Genomic DNA, 21,998 nt, shown 5'->3' on the forward strand with positions numbered 1-21,998 from the left:
GAATTCAGTAATGGAATTTACACGTTCGGAAAATGCTTTTAAAGAAGCGGTTCATCTCATGCCTGGTGGTGTGAATTCACCTGTACGAGCATTTAAATCAGTCGAGATGTCACCGATTTTTATGGATAAAGGAAAAGGTTCAAAAATATATGATGTCGATGGGAATACATATATTGATTATGTGCTGAGCTGGGGACCGCTTATTCTTGGGCATGCAGCTGAAAACGTCGTTAGGTCTCTGAAATCAGCTGTAGAAAACGGGACAAGCTATGGCGCCCCAACTTTGCTAGAGAATAAACTGGCTAAGCTTGTAATCGAGCGAATCCCATCTATTGAGATGGTGCGCATGGTGAACTCTGGGACGGAAGCAACGATGAGCGTATTGAGATTAGCGCGTGGGTATACTGGAAGAAATTTAATCTTGAAATTCGAAGGTAATTATCATGGACATGGAGATTCTCTTTTAATCAAAGCAGGGTCTGGTGTTGCTACATTAGGGCTACCGGATAGTCCTGGAGTGCCTGAGAGTGTTGCCAAAAACACGATAACTGTTCCATATAATAATAGCGAGAGTGTAAAAGAAGCGTTCCAACAATATGGTGATGACATAGCTGGAGTTATTGTGGAACCTGTTTCAGGAAATATGGGAGTCGTACCTCCAGCAGATACATTCTTGCAGGATTTGCGTGAGATTACTACAAATTATGGTGCACTACTTATTTTTGATGAAGTAATGACAGGGTTTAGAGTAGGCTATCATTCAGCACAAGGTCATTTTAATATTACACCGGATCTAACTTGCCTTGGAAAAGTACTTGGAGGCGGATTGCCAGTAGGTGCCTATGGTGGGAAACGAAAGATTATGGAGCAGGTCGCTCCCGCAGGGCCGATCTATCAAGCTGGAACATTATCGGGAAATCCACTTGCGATGACGGCTGGCTATGAAACCTTAAGCGCATTAACACCTGAAAGCTATGAAAGCATGAACGAGAAAATTGATCGATTAATTGATGGGTATAAACGGGCGGCTAAGAAATATAGCATACCGTTGACTGTTAATCGCGCAGGTTCGATGGTTGGATTTTTCTTTACAGATGAAGATGTTGTGGACTATAAAACGGCGCAAACTTCTGATTTGAATTTATTTAAAGCCTATTATCAAGGGATGATTAGCGAAGGCATTTATTTACCACCTTCCCAATTTGAAGGGCTCTTTTTATCAACTGCACATACAGATGAAGATATTGATCGAACGATAGAAGCTGTGGAAAAAGTGTTTTCGGGACTATAAATTTTTATTTTGGTGAAGTGATTTAAGCAAAATATTGAAAGTAGTGTGATGGAGATGACAAGACAGTTTAACGATACGATTATCCGTGCATATAAGGGTGAAAAAACGGATTATACACCTGCTTGGTATATGCGTCAGGCTGGTCGTTCACAGAAAGAATATCTAGAGATTCGGAAAAAATATACGTTATTCGAGATTACACATAATCCAGAGCTTTGTGCTTACGTAACGCGTCTTCCTGTTGAAAATTATAATAATGATGCAGCAATTTTATATAAAGACATTATGAGCCCACTTCCAGCAATGGGAGTCGATGTGGAAATGAAACCAAATGTCGGGCCAATTATCGATAAACCAATTCAAACGATTGACGATATTAAAAAACTAAAACCACTTCAACCAGAAGAAGATGTGCCATATGTGTTGGAAACGATTCGCCTTTTGACGACGGAACAATTGAACGTGCCACTTATTGGTTTCAGTGGTGCCCCATTTACTTTGGCCAGCTATATGATTGAAGGCGGACCTTCAAAAACGCATGCGAAAACAAAAGCATTTATGTATAAAGAGCCAGAGGCATGGTTTTTATTAATGGAGAAATTAGGCGACATGATTATTTCTTACACAAAAGCTCAAGTAGCAGCTGGTGCCCAAGCAATTCAAATTTTCGACTCTTGGGTTGGAGCGTTGAATGCAGCAGATTATCGTATATTCATTAAACCAGTAATGACAAGAATTTTTACTGCTTTACGTGAAGAAGATGTACCATTGATTTTATTCGGTATTCATGCGCGTCATTTACTTCTCGAGTGGAATGATTTACCGGTGGATGTTATTGGCTTAGACTGGCGTACATCCATTAGAGAAGCTCGTGAACTTGGTGTAACGAAAGTGTTACAAGGAAATCTCGATCCTGCACTATTATTAGCTGATTGGGAAACGATAGAGGCTCAGACGAGAGCTATTTTGGATGAGGGCCTTGAGGATGGCAGGCATGTCTTTAACCTAGGGCATGGCGTGACACCTGATGTTCAGCCAGCGACATTAAAAAGATTAACAGAATTTATTCATACGTATACACAGAACAAAATTAAAGGAGTGTAACTAATGGAAAAGGAAAAAGTAGGATTGCTTGTTATGGCATACGGAACACCATACAAAGAAGAGGATATTGAACCGTATTATACACATATCAGACATGGACGAAAGCCTTCGCCTGAAGCGTTACAGGACTTAACGGAAAGATATGAGGCAATTGGTGGTATCTCACCTTTAGCGAGAATTACAGAGGAGCAGGCAACTGCACTTAAAAATCACTTAAATGAAAATCAAGACGATTACGAGTTCGAATTGTATATTGGATTGAAACATATTCATCCATTCATTGAAGATGCAGTAAAACAGATGGCAGATGATGGAATTAAGAAGGCAGCATCCATTGTACTTGCGCCTCATTACTCGACGTTCAGTGTGAAATCATATAATGGACGTGCACAAGAAGAAGCGAGTAAGTATGGTATCGAGATGCACTCGGTGGTGGATTGGTACGCTGAGCCAGGATATATCCAATACTGGGCAGATGAAATTACGAAAACATATGAAGAAATGTCCGCTGAAGAGCGCGAGAAAGCTGTCTTAGTTGTTTCCGCTCATAGCTTACCAGAAAAGATTCTAACGGACGGCGATCCTTATCCTGAGCAATTAGCTGAAACAGCTCGACTAATCTCAGAAGCGACAGGTATCACGGATTATGAGCTTGGCTGGCAAAGTGAAGGAAATACACCAGAACCATGGCTTGGCCCAGATGTTCAGGATTTAACCCGTACGTTATATCATGAAAAAGGCTATCGTACGTTTGTTTATGCGCCTGTAGGATTTGTTTCTGATCACTTGGAAGTTCTATATGATAATGACTACGAATGTAAAGTAGTTTGTGACGAACTTGGTGCATCTTATTACCGACCTGAAATGCCGAATGTCCATCCATTGTTCATAGCAACGCTTGCTGATGCTGTTTTAAAACAAATGGTGCGCGTGAAAGCATGAGTAGCCAAAAAACCATTGCAATTATAGGTGGTGGAATCACAGGGTTATCAGCAGCTTATTATTTACAGAAAGAAATCAAAGAGCAGCAGTTACCATATGGAATTAAATTGCTTGAAGCAAGTGGACAAGTCGGAGGAAAAATTCGAACAGAAAAACGGGACGGCTTTATTATTGAACGTGGTCCAGATTCATTTTTGGCTCGCAAGGAACCAGCCGTTCGTTTAGCAGAAAATCTAGGACTACAAAATGAACTTGTTAGAAACCAAACAGGGCAGGCTTATATTCTTATCGATGATAAATTACATAAGATGCCTAAAGGTTTCTTTATGGGTGTGCCGATGAGTTTGGACTCGCTTCAGGATACTTCTGTATTGTCTGAAGAAGGAAAGAAAAGAGCAGCAGAAGAAGTTACAATTCCAGAGAGTGAAGCTAGAAATGATCAGTCTTTGGGAAGCTTTTTTCGAGGGCGTTTTGGAGATGAATTAGTTGGAAATGTAATTGAGCCACTGCTCTCAGGGATATATTCAGGTGACATTGATGAGATGAGCCTACTTGCTACGTTTCCAAATTTCCTTGAACTGGAGCAGCAATATGGAAGCCTAATTAAAGGGCTTGAACATACAATTGGCGAGCGGAAATCTCAGCCTGGAAAAACACCCGGACAGTTTTACGCATTTAAAAGTGGTATGGATGTGCTCGTACAACGGTTGGTTGAAGAAATAGGTGAAGAGACGATTCTCTTGAACCATGCAGTTGAACAAGTTACCTTTGCCAATGATAAATACATCATTCATGGGAAGGATAATATAGAAGCAGATGCCATCGTGATGGCGACACCGAATCATGTTTTGTCGAATTTTTTCCCAGAACATGACTTTTTCCAAACCTTTGAAGAAACCCCATTCACTTCAGTAGCAAATGTTGCGATGGCCTTTGATCAATCCGCAATCGAGCAAGAACTGGATGGGACAGGTTTTGTCGTATCAAGAAACAGTAACTTCCAAATCACTGCTTGTACATGGACTCATAAAAAATGGGAACATACAGCTCCTGAAGGTAAAGCATTGCTTCGTGCCTATGTTGGAAAACCATCGAATCAAGAAGTAGTAGATTTAACGGACGAGGAATTGCTAGATATTGTCTTAAAAGATTTAAAACAAACGATGCAGATATCCGAAGAACCAGAATTTACTGTTGTCACACGATGGAAAGAAGCAATGCCCCAATACACAGTGGGCCACAAAGAAAGAATTAACAAAGTTCGTGACCAAATGACAGCCCATCTACCAGGAGCCTTCTTCTCCGGAAGCTCCTATGAAGGAGTAGGCATCCCCGACTGCATCGGCCAAGCAGAACAAGCAGTAAAAAATGTACTACAATATTTAGAGTGAGACATGGGGACGGTTCTCCTGTTGCATTAAATGCAACAGGAGAACCGTCCCCATGTTTCATTCAAACCACCCAAAGAAATTAGTATTATCTATGATAATAAAAAATGTTATTAGTAATATGATGGCAAACACCAATTGGCTTATAGTGAAGATATAGGCATTCCTATTTTCAGCATATTTCCATTCCATATATGCTCGGACGCCTTCTGAAGCCACAATAAAAAATACTAATAAATTATACGGTTCAAAAATGGCTATAATCTCATGTGGCTCTCTCATGACATTAATGGTGAAACCAAGTAATAACAAAATAAAAAAGCTAATCCGGATGGTCCAATCAATACGTTTATGTTTATCATTAATGTGATTGTAGGAGAAGAATTCAGGCCTCTCAACTTTTAATATTTTTCTCATTACAAAATTAAATGTGAAAAGCAATAATCCAACGATAGCTAAAAGTAAGATTAGTCTTCCCCAGAAGTCTGTTCCCAAGGTGTAGTACATAGAAGCCCCCCTAAATATTCATCTATCTCTATTTGTATATATTCCATAAATAATGTAATAGTCCTGCTTTTTTACAAGAAAGCTTGTCTCCTTCTCTAAACTTACGATTACGATACATCCAACTGAAGCGCATTAACTATCAATTTCTGAAAATCTAAAATCAATCCTTAGAGATTGTCCAAGACTATTTACTAGATTTAAAGAGATGAGACATGGGGACGGTTCTCTTGTTGCATTCATTGCAACACGAGAACCGTCCCCATGTCTCACTTTTCTTTTACTCGGATTAGTCTTAAACTGTTTAGTGCTACTAAGATTGTTGCTCCCATGTCGGAGAGGATGGCGATCCATAGGGTCAACCAGCCTGGGATAACTAATAATAGAGCAATCACTTTAATACCAAGAGCAAATGTAATGTTTTGTTTGATCACATGTAGAGCTTTGCGACTTAATTTCACGGTAAATGGTAGCTTTCTTAGGTCGTCTCCCATCAAAGCAACATCTGCTGTTTCAAGTGATGTGTCGGTTCCAGATCCACCCATAGCAATACCTACAGTGGAAGCAGCCAATGCAGGTGCATCATTAACGCCATCTCCAACCATCGCTACGTTTTTATATTTGGTTCGTAATTGTTTAATGAACGCCAATTTATCTTCAGGCATTAACTCAGCTTGAATATCGGTTACTCCAACATGAGCCCCGATCGCATTTGCCGTAGCTTTGTTATCACCCGTAAGCATGACGGTTGTTTTGACACCAAGTTGATGCAGTTTTTCAACAACTTCTTTGCTCGATTCACGGACTTCATCTGCTACTGCAATAACAGCGAGAATTTCTGTTTCAGTTCCTGCGATCATGACTGTTTTTCCTTGCTTTTGAAGGCTCTGAACAAGTTGTTCTTTTTCTTGATTGAATGTTACATTTAGCTCTTTAAATAATTGCGGGCTACCTATGTAATAAGGAGTTCCATCTATCGTCCCTTTAATTCCTTTACCAGTAATAGAAGAAAAATCAACAACGTTTAAATCTTTATAAAATATATTTTCTTCATCAGCTTTTTTCATAATCGCTGAGGCTAAAGGATGCCCTGAATGATATTCCAAAGCAGTAATGATAGACAATGTTTTATCAACATTTGCTTGATCATTCAACAGGTTAAAATCTGTTACGATTGGAGCACCTTTTGTAAGTGTTCCAGTTTTATCAAATGCAATAGCTTTTAAGCTACCCATTTCTTCTAGATAAATTCCACCTTTAATTAGCACACCTTTTTTAGCTGCATTTCCAATCGCTGAAACGATGGAAATTGGAGTTGAAATAACTAATGCACAAGGACAACCAACTACAAGTACAGCTAGACCTTGATAAACCCACGTCTCCCAAGTCCCGTCAAATAAAAGTGGTGGAATGACAGCAACGAGTGCTGCAACAATCATAATGAACGGAGTATAATATTTAGCGAATTTATCTATAAAAGCTTGGGATGGTGCACGTTCGCCTTGAGCTTCTTCAACAAGATGAATGATTTTAGCAATTGTGGTATCTTCCACAAGCTTTGTTACTCTTACCTCAAGGAGTCCCTCTTCGTTTAAGGTTCCAGCAAAAACTTCATCATCAACTGTTTTTTTCACAGGTAGAGATTCTCCAGTAATCGTTGCTTGATTCACAGCTGAATACCCTTTTACGACGATTCCATCCATCGCAAGTTTTTGACCGGGTTTCACAATCATAATGTCATCAATTGCGATATCCTCGACATGAATCATCATTTCTTGGCCGTTTCTTTTAATAAGAGCTTCTTGAGGAGCAATATCCATTAGCGAGCGAATCGATTCTCTTGCTTGGTCCATGGAAAAGCGCTCTAAAGCCTCACTGATTGCAAAGAGAATAACAACGATGGCTCCTTCTGTCCACTCTCCAATAAGAGCTGCGCCAATAATAGCCACTGTCATTAAAGTTTTCATATCAAAATCAAGCTTTACTAAATTTTGAAGGCCAACTTTGAAAAGTGGATATCCTCCAATTATTATCGCTGTGGCAAATAGCAGGGAGGTGAGGATATTTTCTTCCCCATTCACAAACTGAGAAATAAAGCCAAAAACAATTAATAAGGCAGCATATAATAAAGTATTATGTTTATTATAAAATGGAATTTTTTCTTCGTGCTTGCTATCTCCACTATCAGCCGTAGCTGAAGCAGCTTGTCTAGGGGGCTTTTCGGGATAAACTTTTAAGTTTTCAAATGCTCCTGCTTTTTCAAGGTCTCCGATTGTTGCTTCACCATAAACGGAAATTTTGGATGCGCCAAAGTTAACTTCAGCCTCTTTTACCCCTGGAATATTCTTTACATTCTTTTCGAATTTCCCCGCGCAATTTGCACAGGAAAAGCCTTCGACACGGTATACATTTTTATCTTGGTGCACAACAATTGGAGGTTGACGTTTTGGTTTTTCAGGCTCTACCTTGAGGTTTTCAAATGCGCCTGCTTCTTCCAATTCCTCAACAGTCGCATCACCATATATAGAGATTTTAGATGCCCCGAAATTCACTTTTGCATCATGAACATTAGGTAGTTTCTTTACATTTCTTTCAAATTTCCCCGCACAATTTGCACACGAAAAACCTTGAACTCGAAAGGACTTCTTATCTACTTCTAGCTGCTCTACTTTCTGTTCAGACACTTATTTCCACCTCGTTTTTATGTGCTAAAAGCAATTAATTATTATCATATGTGACCGTTAACCACTTAATTAAAGAATAACCCCCACCTATGTATTATTCAAGCAATTGAGACATGGGGACGGTTCTCTTGTCGCAATGAGTGCGACACGAGAACCGTCCCCATGTTGCAAAAAGTTAATTTCATTCTACCATAAAATTCCTATTAATTGTTTGCCAATTCTAAATTTTATAATATACTTTAATCAAAGAGTAAATAATAGGAGCTGTTTATATGAATGAAGAGATGTTATTTAAACAAATGAAGTTTATTCGTAATCGCACGATTGCAATGCTCGATGCTACATCGGAAGAGCTGGCAACTGAGATTCCACAGGGATTTCGGAATAATTTACTATGGAATTTTGGGCATATCGTAGTGATACAGGAACATATAATTAGTGGTTATCTTGGGAATGAAGTGACATTGCCAGTCGGTTACAATGAATTATTCAATCGAGGAACTTCTCCAAATGATTGGGGGAATAAGGAAGTTCCCACTCTTTCTGAAATAAAAGATGAACTGGAAAAACAATACGACCGAATGGTTAAAATATGTACTGGAAAAATAGAAATGGAAGGTAAAAATCCAATTAAGTTTGGAGAAGAATTTCATTTTAATACACTAGGAGAAGGAATTAGTTTTGCGAACTTTCATGAAGCCGTCCATCAAGGGTCGATCAATGGAATCAAAAGAGCTTTGGGAGTAGAAGATTTATGGAAAGCTGAATAAAAACGAATTAAAACAAAAGTGAGGTATGAGAAAATGAATAAAAAGATTAACGAATCCTATTCACTCAAAGAACGTGCATTGTCCTTTTTACAGCTTGTAACAGACGGAAGAATAGATGAAGCCTATGATACACATATTGGCAGTGATTTTTCTCATCACAATCCTTACTTCCCTGGCGATGCTGCTTCTCTAAAAGAAGGTATGAAAGAAAGTCAAAAACAGTCGCCAAACAAAGTCTGGAAAGTTAAACATGCAATTGAAGACGGGCAAGTTGTAGCTGTTCATTCTCATCTCAAACAGAATGCCAACGATTTAGGAGTAGCGGTTGTTCATATCTTTCGTTTTCATGAAAATAAAATTGTAGAGATGTGGGATTTGGGGCAGCAAATACCAGAGGAAATTCACAATGAGAATGGCATGTTTTAGTAGAAAGTTCAATTGATCGAAAATGCTTTAAGTAGTCTACACAGATTTATGTGGCATTTTGAGAATGTGAAGAAATGTACTTACGCTATAGGGGCAGTTTAGTGCAATAAGATATTTCTTTAATAGAAAGCAGGAATATGGTAAATAATGTCGAAATGGTAATATACAACAATAACAAACGGGTGCGAATCTTCAACAAGGGGTGAATTTGTATGGAAATAATTTTTATGTTTATAGCAGGATTCATTGTTTTTATTATAGCTATAATATAGATTATTAAAGGAGTAACGCATAGAATAAAAAGTCCAACTGATGACTTAAAAGGAGAAGTTTCAAATCTTAAAAAGAGGATCAATGAGCTTGAGAATGAAAAGAAAAGTTAATTACTCTGTTCAGGTAACGGGTGCAATACTTGAAAAATGAAAAACACTACTTTTGTTAAATTTATACCACAGGACAGAATTGTTTATTAATGATAAATAAATAACAGTAAAATAATTATAGAGAGGGGGTTCTCTAATGAAACGCTTAATTTTTTTACTCCTATTTATGTTGTTAATAAGTGCCTGTTCAAACAACGAAGATATAACCGAACATAGCTATCAATTTGTTGGAGAGGGAGAGTACTGGAGGGCAGAGCTAGAATACGAAGCCACAGAAAAAAGGGAACAAGAGGCGTATTCAAGTAAAGATCAATATAACTTTACGTTAATTTACAAAGGAGATTTAGATGAAATAGCTTCAATGGAACATTTAAATTATGAATATAAACTTGGGTCAACTGGTGGTGGAAGCTCGTCGATGACCTTTGATGAACCTGTCACTACTAAAGAGTTTAAATCATTAGGTGGTAGTGAAGGCGGCTTAATTATGACGGAAGATACGGTGGTCAGTGTAAAAGTTAAATGGGATGATAATGAGGAGTCTTTTGAACTGGTAGTAAAAGAGTGATTGGTTACTTCTTCAACGATTGGGTGCTTTTCTCACAAAGTTAAAAGTCGGAGGAAACATGAATGGAAATATTAAAAGAGAGAGTTTTACAAGCTTTAAGTTTAACAGATGAATTTTATAATCATATAAATGAAGATTGTTTAGGATTAAGAATTTTAGATGTACCTTCAAATACAATTGGAGAACAGGCTTACTGTATTATTGGGGCAAGAGAAAGCTATTTAAAAGCTTTAAAATTTGGTCAATGGGAAGGGTTTAATTGTAGTCTAGCTGAGACAAATGATAAAACTCTAATAAGTAACAAATTGAAAGAAACGCATAGAAATATAGAGAGCTTTTTGCAAGCTAATGATAGAACTAAAATAAACAATAATTTACTAATTGATTTATTAGAACATGAGGTACAACATCACGGGCAGCTAATTCGCTATGCTTATGCTAATAAAATTCAATTTCCGAAAAGCTGGAGTGTTCGTTATAACGTTTAGTTTACTTCTGTAATCATCTGGGCCGCTCTTTCCCATAAATGGAGATGACTAACTAATATGAAAAACAAATTCGCAAAGATTTTCTTAATAATAATATTATCAGCAGGAGTTTTGTTTATACTCGTGGAATTACTAAAAGAAGAGACATTTACAATTACTGAAAAGGATACAGACACATTTATTTGGATTGAAAGTAACAAATTATTAAATTCAACTTACAAACGAGCATCACTAAATTTAGAAGATGCCGTGATAACAAATGCAGATGGTGAGGAAATAGATTATAGAGAGTTGGTAATAGGTAGTGAAATCACAGCTGTTTTTAAACCCATCATACTATTTACAGACCCTCCAGGTTTAAGCGCAAGGGAGGTGAAATTACTAATCGAAGGGGGGATTTAAAATGAATAGTTTAAAGGTTTACAAAAAATTCGAGTTAACAGTGGCCATTATTTACGTATTGATTCTAATTCTAGCATCCAGTTTTATGATGAATTTAAGTTCTGTTTTGTTTAAAATAGTTGGTTTTATTGTTTTAGCTATTTTTTCATTTTGGGTTGGGCATTTTCTTAGGAAAAAGAAAAAAGAAGCTAAGGAAGCGGAACAAAATAATCATCAATTAAAAGTTTGATAAATAATGTTTTCGCTTACCTTAGCAATATAGTTTTATTTCTTACTGATGTATCAAGCAGATTTCTTCTGGGTGAAAAGTGATGGATTAATTTTGAACCAAACCTATTCATAAAAATCTTACAGCCCAACCCGATAATGCTGCCATTCATAAGGCAACAAGGCTTGATATTTCTGTTGTAAAAATCGATCATCCACTAAAGCAATGACACCAGTATCAGAGTCAGTACGTATCAGTCTCCCGCCTGCTTGCAGCACTTTATTCATCCCCGGGTATACATAAGCATAATCAAAGCCATTTTTACCAACTGATTGGAAGTAATTCTTTATAATATCCCTTTCGAAACCAATCTGTGGCATGCCAACTCCAACTACAATGACACCTTGTAGTCTGTCACCTTTTAGATCCACACCTTCAGAGAAAATTCCACCGAGTACGGCAAAACCAACCAATCGGCTCGTACGCTCAGTACTAAACGCTGCCAAAAATTCTTCCCTTTCCATTTCAGACATCCCAACATCCTGAATAATCGTTGACTCGTCAGGATAATGCTCGATAAATTGTTCATACGCATTTCTCATGTATTGATAGGACGGGAAGAAGACAAGGAAGTTTCCGTGCTTTTTATCGATTACATTTTTAAAAAAATCTACCATAGGCTCTATTGTCTGATCTCTGTCTCTGTACCTTGTGGAAAGTGGTTGAATGATTACTTCTGTATTTTCTCTCGCAAAAGGGGAGGGGATGGAAACGACATAATCATCTGGCTGCCCACCTAGTAAATCCATATAATAACCTGCAGGACTTAAAGTGGCAGAAAAGAATACTCTGCCTTTGAAGCCTTTTCCCATTTTTAGGATCTGTTCGGATGGATCTAGGCAAAATAACTTCATTCTCACTTCACTCTTCTGCACTTCCACATAACTAATAAATTGGTCATTGTATAGTTCAGCTATGTTCACAAAAGCTTTCGCAGCAAAATACGTTTCCAGTAATAATTCGTGCTCTTGCTGCACAAGCAGAGTTTCGGCCTCGATAATGAATGCATCGAGTAGCTCCACTAGCTCTTTATCCAGGTCTTTTCGCAAATAGTCCTCGGATTTCTTTACTTGCAATAAGTGGTCATTGATTGCCTTCGCAGCTTTAGCCAGTGAACTCCCTTTAAATTCCCGACTTAATTGTAGAAAATTAGATTTATAAATTTCGGCTGAATACATTTCTCTCGCGCGGTCCACTAAGTTATGTGCTTCATCTACGAGGATGGCCGTTTGCTTTTTCTGATCTTCCATCAAACGTTTTAGTGAGACTCTCGGATCAAATATATAATTATAATCACAAATGATTGCATCAACTGCGTACGCCAATTCAATAGAAAACTCAAAAGGACAAACCGTGTGCTTTCTAGCGTACTGGTCAATCATTCCCCGATCTATCAGCCTCTCATTCTCTAAAATATCAATAATAGCTCCGTTAATCCGATCATAAAAGCCATTTGCAAAAGGACAATCCTTGCTTGTACAAATCGGTTTTTCTTGAAAACAAATTTTATCTTTAGCGGTAATTGTTAAGACATGAATATCTAGCCCTTGATCAATTAGTAAACGAAATGCTTCTTCTGCTGCTGTTCTAGTAATTGTCTTCGCAGTCAAATAGAACATCTTCTCTAATTTGCCCTCGCCAATTGCTTTAACAGCGGGGAAAATTGTAGAAATGGTTTTACCAATCCCAGTAGATGCACTTGCAAACAATGTTTTCTTGTCGACGATAGTTTTATATACGGAGCCTGCTAGTTTTCGCTGGCCTTCACGGTAGGTTTCAAATGGGAACTTAAGTATCTTGCTCGTTTCATTCCGCCTGTTCTTATGATTGATTCTCACTCTTAAAAACGTTGCATATTCTTCAATTACACGATTAACGAAGGTCTCCATTTCTTCATAAGTCATCAGTCGCTGAAATTTTTTCTGTTCGAGCGTCTTTACTTGAACATAGGTAAGTTGGATCGTAACCTCAGATAAATCATGGTCCCCAGCATAAATGTAGCCATAAAAAATAGCCTGTGCCCAGTGTACAGGATAGGAATCTTCCTGAATGTCGTCCAATTCGAGGGCAGTGGATTTTATCTCATCAATGGTTATGGCATCTTCGTTATAAAGTAATCCATCGCAACGTCCATCCACACGAACAACGAAATCATCATAAGGAATTTCTGTTACCAGAAAAACTTCTTTCTCATCCTTTTCCTTATAACTTTTTTGGATGATTTGATGGATGCGAGTTCCTTCCGTCATCGATGAAGCAGTGCGAAATCCAGACTCAATGCTCCCACTACGATACACATATTCAACTAAATTTCTAACCGAGACCTTCACTACATTTGTCATTTCATCACCTAATATTATATAGTCCCCTAAGTTTATCAGAGTTTTGATTCATGCGACATGGGGACGGTTCTCATGTCGCAATAAATGCAACAAGAGAACCGTCCCCATGTTTCATAAAATTGTTAAATCATCATCTACCTACTCAACGTGAAAATAGGTTAAAATAGAAGAGTTAGTGAAACCTAGATTACAGAGAGGAAGTTTAATATAGATTGAAAATACAACATAAATTTACAGTCATTGTTTTATTCATATTCTTTTTAGTTGGTTGTAGTAATAACGACCTTGTCACGAATGTTGGGGAATTGGAATTTAAGAATCCTTTGAAAATACCGGAGCTTGCGGAACCTACCATAGAAGCTGACGGTACAAAACATTTTGACCTAACAATGGCACAAGGACAGACAGAATTTTTCTCCGGGGTGATGACAGACACTGCGGGAATCAATGGAACTTATCTTGGTCCAACCGTTCGTGTGGAACGTGGAGATAAAGTTTCTTTTGATGTGAATAACGATCTAGGTGAACCGTCAACGTTACATTGGCATGGCATGATGCTACCTCCAGAAATGGATGGTGGGGGACATCAAATAATTGAAGATGGTGAAACATGGTCACCGCATTGGACGATTGACCAGCCAGCAGCTACGAACTGGTACCACCCACATCTACACGGGAACACTGGGCCACATGTTTACTGGGGACTATCTGGATTATTTCTCATTGAAGATGAGGATTCGGATAAATTACCTCATGAATATGGAGTGGACGATATTCCATTAATTGTACAGGATAAAGATTTTACAGAAGACGGACAAATGACGATGGAATATGAAGGTGTTCATGGTGTTATGGGGGATGAAATATTAATTAACGGTACCCATGATCCATATTTTGAAGTCACTACACAAAAAGTTCGTTTCCGTGTGTTGAATGGGTCGAACACAAGGGCATATAATTTTGGTTTTACGGATGATAGACTATTCGATATTGTCGGGAATGATGTAGGTCTTTTAAATGAACCGATTACGTTAGACCGAGTAATGCTAAGTCCTGGAGAGCGTGCAGAAATTGTTGTTCATTTTGAACCTGGCGAGGAAGTTATTTTCCGTAGTTTTAACGGGAATGTTGGAATTGGTAGTGGGGAATTTGATTTGGTAAAAATGGTCGCAGCACCTGAATTAGAAGAGTCAGAAGCTTTGCCTCGCGAGATTTCTAGTGTGCCACCGATTGAAGAACCAGAGAACCCTACGATAAGACATTTCACTTTAACTGGTGACAATGATATCAATGGTAAGAAAATGGATATGAGTCGTATTGATGAAGTTGTCGGCGCAGGTACAACAGAAGTTTGGGAAATTAATAATATGGGCCCAGAGCATAACTTCCACGTCCATACGGCAGCCTTCCGCGTGGTAGAGGTAAACGGAGATCCACCAAATGAATATGAAAGCGGTAGGAAGGATACTGTTTTTGTGCCATCAGGTGCGAGTGTAAAAATTGTAATTGAGTTTGCCGATTATCAGGATTTGCATAATCCACTAATGTACCATTGTCATATATTATTGCATGAAGACTCCGGCATGATGGGGCAGTTCTTACTTGTTGAACCCGGAACAGAAGATGAAGTTCCGCTTGAATTAGAAGGAGACTTCGAAGACCACGCACATTAATATAAATGCAACATGGGGACGGTTCTCCTGTCGCACTCAGTGCAACAAGAGAACCGTCCTCATGTCTCATTAAACCCAACTTACATATGTGTAGGTTGGGTTTTTTGGCGCTTCAAAATTTTGAAAAATAAGAGGTAGAATAGTATGCTTGTAGATAATATATTCAATAAATCTAGAGGGAGATGGCAGAATGATTACAGAAATTGATCGCAAGCATTTAGAACGTTGCATAGAACTAGCGAGAACAGCTCTAGAAAAAGGTGATGAGCCATTCGGATCTGTACTTGTTTCTGTAGACGGCGAAGTTCTAGCTGAAGACCATAATCATGTTGCAGGTGGTGACCACACCCAGCACCCAGAATTTGCTTTGGCCCGGTGGGCAGCTGAGAATATGACGCCAGAAGAACGAAGCTTGGCAACAGTTTATACTTCAGGAGAACATTGTCCGATGTGTGCCGCAGCTCATGGATGGGTTGGTTTAGGTAGAATTGTATATGCAAGTTCATCAGAGCAGCTGGTTGAGTGGTTAACAGAGTTGGGAGTCGGACCCTCACGTGTTCGAAACTTACCAATAGAAGAAGTCGTTCGAGACGTAGTTGTGAATGGCCCAGTTGAAGACTTAGCAGAGAAAGTTCGTGAACTGCAAGTAGCGTTTCACTCGAAATAATGCAACATGGGGACGGTTCTCCTGTTGCATTCAGTGCAACAAGAGAACCGTCCCCATGTCTCACTTTGCTCTTGCTTTTTTTGGAAATAGTCTTATAATAAACTAAATTATATTTTTAACGTCGATGACAAAGAGAGTAACTATTTGTGGATATGAAGCGAATCAGGGATGGTGGGAGCCTGATGATGAAGCGAGTAGTGAACCGCACTTTGTAGATACTTACCTGAACATTAGTAGGGTTGGTCGGGGATGAGCCTCGTTATCAAATAGAGTGGTTTCTATGAACAAATTGAGTGGTACCGCGGGAAAATAAAACTCCCGTCTCTTTTCTTATGAAAAAGAGGCGGGAGTTTTTTAATTTTATAGGAGGAAACGAGCATGAATATGAAAAAGGAATTTGCAAAAGTTTTACATGACGAATTAAAAGACGAGTTAGATTTAGAAAAAATCTCAAGCATGATTGAGAAACCAAAATACAATAATATGGGAGACTTAGCTTTTCCTTGTTTTGAATTGGCCAAAGTTTTCCGAAAATCTCCAAATATTATTGCAACTGAACTTGCTGAAAAGCTTAAATTACCAACGATCATTCAAAAGATAGAAGTTGTTAATGGGTATATTAATGCTTATTTCAATCAAGAGGAAGTTTCCGCTACTGTCATAGATGAAGTGCTCAAGAAAAAAGCAGCCTTCGGAAACATAGAAATTGGAAATCAAGAAACCATCACCATTGACTTCTCCTCCCCAAATATTGCGAAGCCTTTTTCGATGGGACATTTGCGCTCAACAGTGATTGGAAATTCTTTAGCTTTAATTGCTGAAAAAAGTGGCTATCAAGTTGTACGAATCAATCATTTGGGTGACTGGGGAACGCAATTTGGTAAGTTAATTGTTGCTTATAAAAAATGGGGAGATGAGCAACTTGTTAAAGAAAATCCGATTAAAGAGTTATTGAAATTATATGTGCGTTTTCATGAGGAAGCAGAATCCGATGAAAATTTAAATGATGAAGGAAGATTATGGTTTAAGCGTTTAGAGGATGGTGATGAGTCAGCTTTAGAATTGTGGAAATGGTTTAGAGAGGAATCATTAAAGGAATTCTCGAAGATATATGATTTATTAGGCGTGCAATTTGATTCAACGCATGGGGAAGCTTTTTATAATGATAAAATGGATGCTGTAGTAAAATTACTTGAAGATAAGCAGCTAATAAATGACTCTGACGGTGCAAAAGTAGTCGAAATGCCAAATGACTTACCACCTTGCTTAATCAAGAAAAGAGATGGCACAACATTATATGCGACACGTGACTTGGCTGCGGCAATTTATCGACAGCATACGTATAATTTTAAAAAATCATTATATGTAGTCGGCAATGAACAAGCCTTACACTTTAAGCAGATTTTTACAGTGCTAGAGAAAATGGGCTTTGACTGGCATGAAGGACTTGAGCATGTACCATTTGGAATGATGCTCAAAGACGGAAAGAAAATGTCCACAAGAAAAGGGAAGGTCGTATTATTAGAGGATGTATTGAAAGACGCTATTCAGCTGGCAAACCAAAATATTATGGATAAAAATCCAACTCTGGCATCAAGAGAATCCGTTGCCCATCAAGTCGGAACAGGCGCAGTAATTTTTCATGATTTGAAAAACTTCCGTCTCAACGATGTGGAATTTTCTCTAGAAGAAATGCTCAAATTTGAGGGGGAAACAGGGCCTTACGTCCAATATACACATGCCCGTGCAAGCTCTATTTTAAGAAAAGGAAATTATGTGGAACAGAGTGAATCAGCGAAAATTACTGATGAAGCAGCATGGCCAATCGTGAAAAATCTACTCGATTTCCCAGAAACAGTAGGGCGAGCTCATAAAGGAAATGATCCATCTCAAATCGCCAAATATGTACTCGAATTAGCGAAAACATTTAATAAATACTACGGCTCCGTCCGTATTTTAGATGACGAAGAACATAAACAAGCAAGACTATCCCTCGTCCACGCAACTCAAATAGTCCTAAAAGAAAGCCTAAGACTATTAGGAATCCAAGCACCAGAAGAAATGTAGAATGAAACATGGGGACGGTTCTCGTGTCGCACTCAGTGCAACATTAGAACCGTCCCCATGTCTCATTTAAGCAGATTTATTTTTATTTGCTATTTTATCTACCATCATTGCAATGGCACCATCGCCTGTTACGTTAGCTGCGGTACCGAAGCTATCTTGTGCCATATATAATGCAATCATTAGGCCGAGAGCTGTTTCGTCAAATCCAAGCATTGTACCTAAAAGTCCTAAGGCAGCTATTACAGCACCACCCGGTACGCCTGGAGCAGCGATCATAATAATACCAAGCATAAGGATGAATGGCATCATCAACCCAAATGTCGGTAGTTCCATATTATTCGCTAAAGCCATGACTGCTACAGAACAAGTTACTAGAGTAATAGTACTCCCAGATAAGTGAATGGTAGCTGATAATGGAACTGCTGCATCAGCAACTGCATCACTTACTTTATTGTTTTTGGTAGAACGAACGGTAACTGGGATTGTGGCTGCACTCGACATTGTTCCTAAACCAGTAAAGTAGGCAGGGAGCATCGTTTTAAGTGAGGAAAATGGACTTTTTCCAGTATATGTACCTGCGATTACGTAGAGAATAATCAGCCAGACCCAATGCATAGCAACAGCCAATACAAGGACAAGACCAAAGGCTTGCAATGTGTCGACAACCGCACCATCAGCAGCGATCTCTGCAAAAATGCTTCCAATATAAAATGGTAAAATTGGAATGATAACTTTCCAAATCATCTTCTCAATGATTTCCTTACCTTCATCAAAAAAACCTTTAATCGTCGGGCTAGGGAGTTGAGTAATTCCAATTCCAAGTACGAATGCCAAGACAAGCGCAGTCATCACACCCATAATTGGATCAATTTCTACAGTAAAGAAAGCCTCAAATCCGACAGTTTCTTGAGCAGATGCCCCTCCATTACTTAAGATTGAAGGAAGGACTAAAAGAGCAACAATAAATGCTAAAGTTCCAGCGATAATTGTTGATGCATAAGCAATCCCCGCAGTATAACCCAGCATTTTCCCTGATTCCTTACCAAAACTAGCAATCCCACTAACAACGAAAAAGACAATAATTAATGGTATTGCAAAGTTAAGAAATTGTCCAAAAATATCTTTAAAAGTAACAATTCCTCGAAGTAGAAACTCGGGAGCAATTAAACCAATAATAATACCAATAATAATACCAAGTAATAACTTAACAATTAATCTCATTCTTTCACTCCTTTTCTATAAGTTAGATACAATAATAGCATTTTCCGATTATTTAGCAAGAGTGAAACATGGGGACGGTTCTCCTGTTGCACTCACTGCAACAAGAGAACCGTCCCCATGTCTCATTAATACTGCTTCATATATTGCTCGCGCTCCCACGGATGCACGGTGATGCGAAAATTATCTGCTTCTATTTGTTTTGCTTTTACAAAATGATTATATAAGTGTTCTCCTAAGGCGTTCTTAATCACATCATCTGCTTTTAAATAATCGAGGGCTTCTATTAACGAAGAAGGCAAATCCCCGATCCCTGCTTCTTTTCTTTCCTCTTTAGACATCGCATAAATATTTTGATTTACTGGTTCGGGTGCTGTCAGCTGACTCTTCACACCATCTAACCCAGCAGCTAACAACACTGCCATTGCTAGATATGGATTTGCGGCTGGATCGACACTACGAAGCTCGACTCTTGTACTCAACTTACGTGAAGCAGGAATACGAATCAGTGGGCTTCGATTTCGGGCAGACCATGCAATATAACAAGGCGCCTCATAGCCAGGAACCAATCGTTTATAAGAATTTACAATCGGATTCGTAATGGCAGTAAAATTATTCGCGTGATGAAGTAGTCCTGCTAGAAAGCTCCGAGCGGTATCACTTAATTCCAAATCTCCATTTGGGTCATAAAATACATTTTCATTCCCTTTAAATAAACTTAAGTTACAATGCATTCCTGAGCCGTTAACGCCAAATAGTGGTTTCGGCATGAATGTAGCATGTAATCCATGTTTCCGAGCAATTGTTTTCACAATTAATTTAAAGGTCTGTATGTCATCACATGCTTTTAAGGCATCTTGATATTTAAAATCAATTTCATGTTGTCCAGGAGCCACCTCATGGTGAGATGCTTCAATTTCAAAGCCCAAAGCTTGAAGTTCTAAAACAATCTCACGTCGGCAATTCTCTCCCAAATCAGTTGGGGCAAGATCAAAGTAACCTCCATGGTCATTCAATGTTAACGTCGGTTCGCCAGCCTCATCCAGTTTAAATAAGAAAAATTCAGGCTCTGGACCAACATTAAAATTTGTAAATCCAAGTGCTTCCATTTCCTTCAACACACGTTTTAAATTATTTCGAGGATCACCTTCAAACGGCGTTCCATCTGGATGGTAGACATCACAGATAAACCGTGCAATTTTCCCTTTTTCTGAGCCCCATGGAAAAATAACGAATGTATCTAAATCAGGGTACAGATACATATCCGATTCCTCTATACGCACAAAACCTTCAATCGAAGAGCCATCAAACATCATTTTATTATCTAACGCTTTCTGCAATTGATTAATAGGGATTTCCACATTTTTCACCGTTCCAAATAAATCCGTGAATTGTAGACGAATGTACTGGACATTTTGTTCCTTCACGACTTCCAAAATCTCATTTCTGTTCATTACATTACTCCCCCTAAATTTTTATTTTGCTATTTTACCAAGAAAATAAAGAGGTGTATTTGGAATAAACAGTAAAAAATTTGCACTTTTTTACATAAATATAATGATACATGGGGACGGTTCTCCTGTCGCACTCAGTGCAACAGGAGAACCGTCCCCATGTATCACCGCAATTCGGATGGTTTCTTTCCTGTGTATTGTTTGAATTGTCTGCTGAAAAAGTGTAAGTCGTTGTAGCCGAGTGCTGCTGCGGTTTCTGTGACGCTCATTCCTGTAAAATGAAGGAGATGCTCTGCTCGTTGAATTCGTGACATGACGATAAAGTGCTTCACGGTATGCCCAGTAATTTCTTTAAACTTTTGTGAAAAGTAGCGCTCGGATAAATTTGCTCGAGCTGCAAGACTTTCGAGTGAGTGGGATTTTCCAGGATGTTGCTGAATATAGTTTGCGATCTCACTGATTTTCTCAAAAAGATTCGTGCTGCTTACTTCGACTTCTTCAATGCTATCCAGGTCCTCTCTAAGCAAACGAATCATCAATTGTTTTAAAATTAACCTGGCTTCCATTTCCGCGCCATATGATTTTACTAATAAAAGACGTACATATTGCGATAGCAATGCTTCAAAACTAATCGTATTTTCAATTATACGAAACGAAGCTGGAATCATACGAACGGCTGCGGAAACATCAAAATGGATATAAGTTAAAACAAGGGGATTCTGGGGATGATGTGTTGCCGAAGTAACATCACCCGGTTGAAATAAGAAACAAGTACCTTTATGGAGCGGAAAATCTTTGCCATTCAACCGTAATTCACCTTCACCATTCCAAACATAAAATAAATCAAAGTTCGGCATTGGCGTGTTTCGCATTCTCCATTTCCAATTCGTCTCACAATGAATCGTCGCAAAAGAAGGCTTTAAAACGAAGCTTTCTGGATTCAAGTGAATCATAAAAAATCCCCCTATATAAAATATACACGCAACAAAAATTTAAATAAAAATCCCCTTCTGCTGCAAATTATGAATGCATTCTTCTAGATAATCATCATCATGTTCCGGATAAAAGTCATCCACATTTTCTTTCATTAATGTCTCTTCTGTATGAGGCTCTGAAACTTTTCCGCGATAATAGGGATCCTCCCATAATGGGTCAACCTGATAACCTCTGTGCTTCATTTCATTGATAACCTTCATATGGTAAAGGTACAGCTTATAAGGAGAATGCGTGAAGACATAATCTACTGTCGCGTGTTTTTTACCCCAACCATTTCCGCGCAATGCCGCACACTCTCGATGTTGCCCGAGTAGCTGTTGCCTAGGTAATTTCTCAAGTAAAGCCTCATGCCATAAGCACATT

At 38.5% G+C, this 21,998-nt stretch carries 20 protein-coding genes and 1 other annotated feature; of the genes, 13 read left to right on the plus strand and 7 right to left on the minus strand.

All coding sequences use genetic code 11. The features are described 5' to 3' along the window. Positions 1-10: 10 nt before the first annotated feature. Genes hemL through hemY form a run of 4 tightly spaced genes read left to right on the plus strand, consistent with a single transcriptional unit; the run spans position 11 to position 4,728 of the window. Positions 11-1,291 carry a glutamate-1-semialdehyde 2,1-aminomutase gene (gene hemL, locus ACXYMZ_RS00800; RefSeq protein ID WP_458946444.1) on the plus strand — a complete coding sequence of 427 codons (1,281 nt, stop codon included), beginning with the start codon at positions 11-13 and terminating at the stop codon, positions 1,289-1,291. A 54-nt stretch (positions 1,292-1,345) separates the two neighbouring features. Next, on the plus strand, positions 1,346-2,395 hold the full coding sequence (gene hemE / locus ACXYMZ_RS00805; protein WP_458946900.1) for a uroporphyrinogen decarboxylase: 1,050 nt from the start codon (positions 1,346-1,348) through the stop codon (positions 2,393-2,395). Between the two features lie 3 nt (positions 2,396-2,398). Further along, positions 2,399-3,337 carry a ferrochelatase gene (hemH, locus tag ACXYMZ_RS00810; RefSeq protein ID WP_458946445.1) on the plus strand — a complete coding sequence of 313 codons (939 nt, stop codon included), beginning with the start codon at positions 2,399-2,401 and terminating at the stop codon, positions 3,335-3,337. Next, the gene (hemY, locus tag ACXYMZ_RS00815) at positions 3,334-4,728 is read left to right on the plus strand and encodes a protoporphyrinogen oxidase (RefSeq protein ID WP_458946446.1); all 1,395 of its coding nucleotides are present in this window, start codon (positions 3,334-3,336) and stop codon (positions 4,726-4,728) included. Before hemH ends, hemY begins: the two co-directional genes overlap by 4 nt. A 57-nt stretch (positions 4,729-4,785) precedes the next feature. On the opposite strand, the gene ACXYMZ_RS00820 is transcribed toward hemY, so the two are convergent. After that, a complete protein-coding gene (locus ACXYMZ_RS00820; protein WP_458946447.1) occupies positions 4,786-5,232 on the minus strand; it encodes a DUF4181 domain-containing protein in 447 nt (148 codons plus the stop codon). A 266-nt stretch (positions 5,233-5,498) separates the two neighbouring features. Continuing rightward, positions 5,499-7,913, minus strand: coding sequence for a heavy metal translocating P-type ATPase (locus ACXYMZ_RS00825; protein WP_458946448.1), 2,415 nt, complete (start codon positions 7,911-7,913; stop codon positions 5,499-5,501). A 272-nt stretch (positions 7,914-8,185) separates the two neighbouring features. Here ACXYMZ_RS00825 and ACXYMZ_RS00830 point away from each other — a divergent pair, with 272 nt between their 5' ends. The 6 genes from ACXYMZ_RS00830 (at position 8,186) to ACXYMZ_RS00855 (ending at position 11,179) form a co-directional block, all read left to right on the plus strand. Continuing rightward, complete coding sequence (locus ACXYMZ_RS00830) at positions 8,186-8,683, plus strand: DinB family protein (RefSeq protein WP_458946449.1); 498 nt, start codon at positions 8,186-8,188, stop codon at positions 8,681-8,683. A 33-nt stretch (positions 8,684-8,716) separates the two neighbouring features. Continuing rightward, positions 8,717-9,109 (plus strand): nuclear transport factor 2 family protein, encoded by a 393-nt coding sequence (locus ACXYMZ_RS00835; RefSeq protein WP_458946450.1) that lies wholly within the window; start codon positions 8,717-8,719, stop codon positions 9,107-9,109. Positions 9,110-9,628: 519 nt separating this feature from the next. Further along, a complete protein-coding gene (locus ACXYMZ_RS00840) occupies positions 9,629-10,060 on the plus strand; it encodes a hypothetical protein (RefSeq protein ID WP_458946451.1) in 432 nt (143 codons plus the stop codon). 62 nt (positions 10,061-10,122) lie between these two features. Further along, positions 10,123-10,548, plus strand: coding sequence for a hypothetical protein (locus tag ACXYMZ_RS00845; protein ID WP_458946452.1), 426 nt, complete (start codon positions 10,123-10,125; stop codon positions 10,546-10,548). A gap of 57 nt (positions 10,549-10,605) precedes the next feature. After that, entirely contained in the window at positions 10,606-10,950 is a 345-nt protein-coding gene (locus ACXYMZ_RS00850) for a hypothetical protein (RefSeq protein WP_458946453.1), read from the plus strand. A gap of 1 nt (position 10,951) precedes the next feature. Further along, positions 10,952-11,179 (plus strand): hypothetical protein, encoded by a 228-nt coding sequence (locus tag ACXYMZ_RS00855; protein ID WP_458946454.1) that lies wholly within the window; start codon positions 10,952-10,954, stop codon positions 11,177-11,179. 119 nt (positions 11,180-11,298) lie between these two features. On the opposite strand, the gene ACXYMZ_RS00860 is transcribed toward ACXYMZ_RS00855, so the two are convergent. Continuing rightward, positions 11,299-13,560: an ATP-dependent DNA helicase gene (locus ACXYMZ_RS00860; protein ID WP_458946455.1), complete on the minus strand. Its 2,262-nt coding sequence runs from the start codon at positions 13,558-13,560 to the stop codon at positions 11,299-11,301. Positions 13,561-13,772: 212 nt separating this feature from the next. Between ACXYMZ_RS00860 and ACXYMZ_RS00865 the strand changes: the two genes are divergently transcribed. The 3 genes from ACXYMZ_RS00865 to argS all read left to right on the plus strand — a co-directional run bounded on the left by ACXYMZ_RS00865 (position 13,773) and on the right by argS (position 17,967). Continuing rightward, positions 13,773-15,233, plus strand: coding sequence for a multicopper oxidase family protein (locus ACXYMZ_RS00865; RefSeq protein ID WP_458946456.1), 1,461 nt, complete (start codon positions 13,773-13,775; stop codon positions 15,231-15,233). A gap of 190 nt (positions 15,234-15,423) precedes the next feature. Continuing rightward, positions 15,424-15,900: a nucleoside deaminase gene (locus ACXYMZ_RS00870; RefSeq protein WP_458946457.1), complete on the plus strand. Its 477-nt coding sequence runs from the start codon at positions 15,424-15,426 to the stop codon at positions 15,898-15,900. Between the two features lie 115 nt (positions 15,901-16,015). After that, positions 16,016-16,229, plus strand: a binding site (T-box leader). Between the two features lie 49 nt (positions 16,230-16,278). Next, on the plus strand, positions 16,279-17,967 hold the full coding sequence (argS, locus tag ACXYMZ_RS00875; RefSeq protein WP_458946458.1) for an arginine--tRNA ligase: 1,689 nt from the start codon (positions 16,279-16,281) through the stop codon (positions 17,965-17,967). 66 nt (positions 17,968-18,033) lie between these two features. Here argS and ACXYMZ_RS00880 read toward each other — a convergent pair whose 3' ends face one another. From ACXYMZ_RS00880 to ACXYMZ_RS00895, 4 genes are all read right to left on the minus strand, one after another. Next, positions 18,034-19,188 (minus strand): dicarboxylate/amino acid:cation symporter, encoded by a 1,155-nt coding sequence (locus ACXYMZ_RS00880; RefSeq protein WP_458946459.1) that lies wholly within the window; start codon positions 19,186-19,188, stop codon positions 18,034-18,036. 125 nt (positions 19,189-19,313) lie between these two features. Continuing rightward, positions 19,314-20,639: a type I glutamate--ammonia ligase gene (gene glnA, locus ACXYMZ_RS00885; protein WP_458946460.1), complete on the minus strand. Its 1,326-nt coding sequence runs from the start codon at positions 20,637-20,639 to the stop codon at positions 19,314-19,316. A 164-nt stretch (positions 20,640-20,803) separates the two neighbouring features. Continuing rightward, positions 20,804-21,592: a helix-turn-helix domain-containing protein gene (locus tag ACXYMZ_RS00890; protein WP_458946461.1), complete on the minus strand. Its 789-nt coding sequence runs from the start codon at positions 21,590-21,592 to the stop codon at positions 20,804-20,806. Positions 21,593-21,631: 39 nt separating this feature from the next. Next, on the minus strand, positions 21,632-21,997 hold the full coding sequence (locus ACXYMZ_RS00895; protein ID WP_458946462.1) for a TIGR02328 family protein: 366 nt from the start codon (positions 21,995-21,997) through the stop codon (positions 21,632-21,634). Between the last annotated feature and the right edge of the window lies 1 nt (position 21,998).

The sequence above is a fragment of the Oceanobacillus sp. CAU 1775 genome, from assembly GCF_054482815.1.

Excerpts from the sequence above, each read along its gene's own strand:
- ACXYMZ_RS00830 (WP_458946449.1), top strand. The coding sequence starts at position 8,186 with ATGAATGAAGAGATGTTATTTAAACAAATGAAGTTTATTCGTAATCGC.
- hemL (WP_458946444.1), top strand. The coding sequence starts at position 11 with ATGGAATTTACACGTTCGGAAAATGCTTTTAAAGAAGCGGTTCATCTC.
- ACXYMZ_RS00850 (WP_458946453.1), top strand. The coding sequence starts at position 10,606 with ATGAAAAACAAATTCGCAAAGATTTTCTTAATAATAATATTATCAGCA.
- ACXYMZ_RS00820 (WP_458946447.1), bottom strand. The coding sequence starts at position 5,232 with ATGTACTACACCTTGGGAACAGACTTCTGGGGAAGACTAATCTTACTT.
- ACXYMZ_RS00870 (WP_458946457.1), top strand. The coding sequence starts at position 15,424 with ATGATTACAGAAATTGATCGCAAGCATTTAGAACGTTGCATAGAACTA.
- ACXYMZ_RS00860 (WP_458946455.1), bottom strand. The coding sequence starts at position 13,560 with ATGACAAATGTAGTGAAGGTCTCGGTTAGAAATTTAGTTGAATATGTG.
- ACXYMZ_RS00835 (WP_458946450.1), top strand. The coding sequence starts at position 8,717 with ATGAATAAAAAGATTAACGAATCCTATTCACTCAAAGAACGTGCATTG.
- hemH (WP_458946445.1), top strand. The coding sequence starts at position 2,399 with ATGGAAAAGGAAAAAGTAGGATTGCTTGTTATGGCATACGGAACACCA.
- hemE (WP_458946900.1), top strand. The coding sequence starts at position 1,346 with ATGACAAGACAGTTTAACGATACGATTATCCGTGCATATAAGGGTGAA.
- ACXYMZ_RS00880 (WP_458946459.1), bottom strand. The coding sequence starts at position 19,188 with ATGAGATTAATTGTTAAGTTATTACTTGGTATTATTATTGGTATTATT.
- hemY (WP_458946446.1), top strand. The coding sequence starts at position 3,334 with ATGAGTAGCCAAAAAACCATTGCAATTATAGGTGGTGGAATCACAGGG.
- argS (WP_458946458.1), top strand. The coding sequence starts at position 16,279 with ATGAATATGAAAAAGGAATTTGCAAAAGTTTTACATGACGAATTAAAA.
- ACXYMZ_RS00845 (WP_458946452.1), top strand. The coding sequence starts at position 10,123 with ATGGAAATATTAAAAGAGAGAGTTTTACAAGCTTTAAGTTTAACAGAT.
- ACXYMZ_RS00855 (WP_458946454.1), top strand. The coding sequence starts at position 10,952 with ATGAATAGTTTAAAGGTTTACAAAAAATTCGAGTTAACAGTGGCCATT.
- ACXYMZ_RS00840 (WP_458946451.1), top strand. The coding sequence starts at position 9,629 with ATGAAACGCTTAATTTTTTTACTCCTATTTATGTTGTTAATAAGTGCC.
- ACXYMZ_RS00890 (WP_458946461.1), bottom strand. The coding sequence starts at position 21,592 with ATGATTCACTTGAATCCAGAAAGCTTCGTTTTAAAGCCTTCTTTTGCG.
- ACXYMZ_RS00895 (WP_458946462.1), bottom strand. The coding sequence starts at position 21,997 with ATGTGCTTATGGCATGAGGCTTTACTTGAGAAATTACCTAGGCAACAG.
- glnA (WP_458946460.1), bottom strand. The coding sequence starts at position 20,639 with ATGAACAGAAATGAGATTTTGGAAGTCGTGAAGGAACAAAATGTCCAG.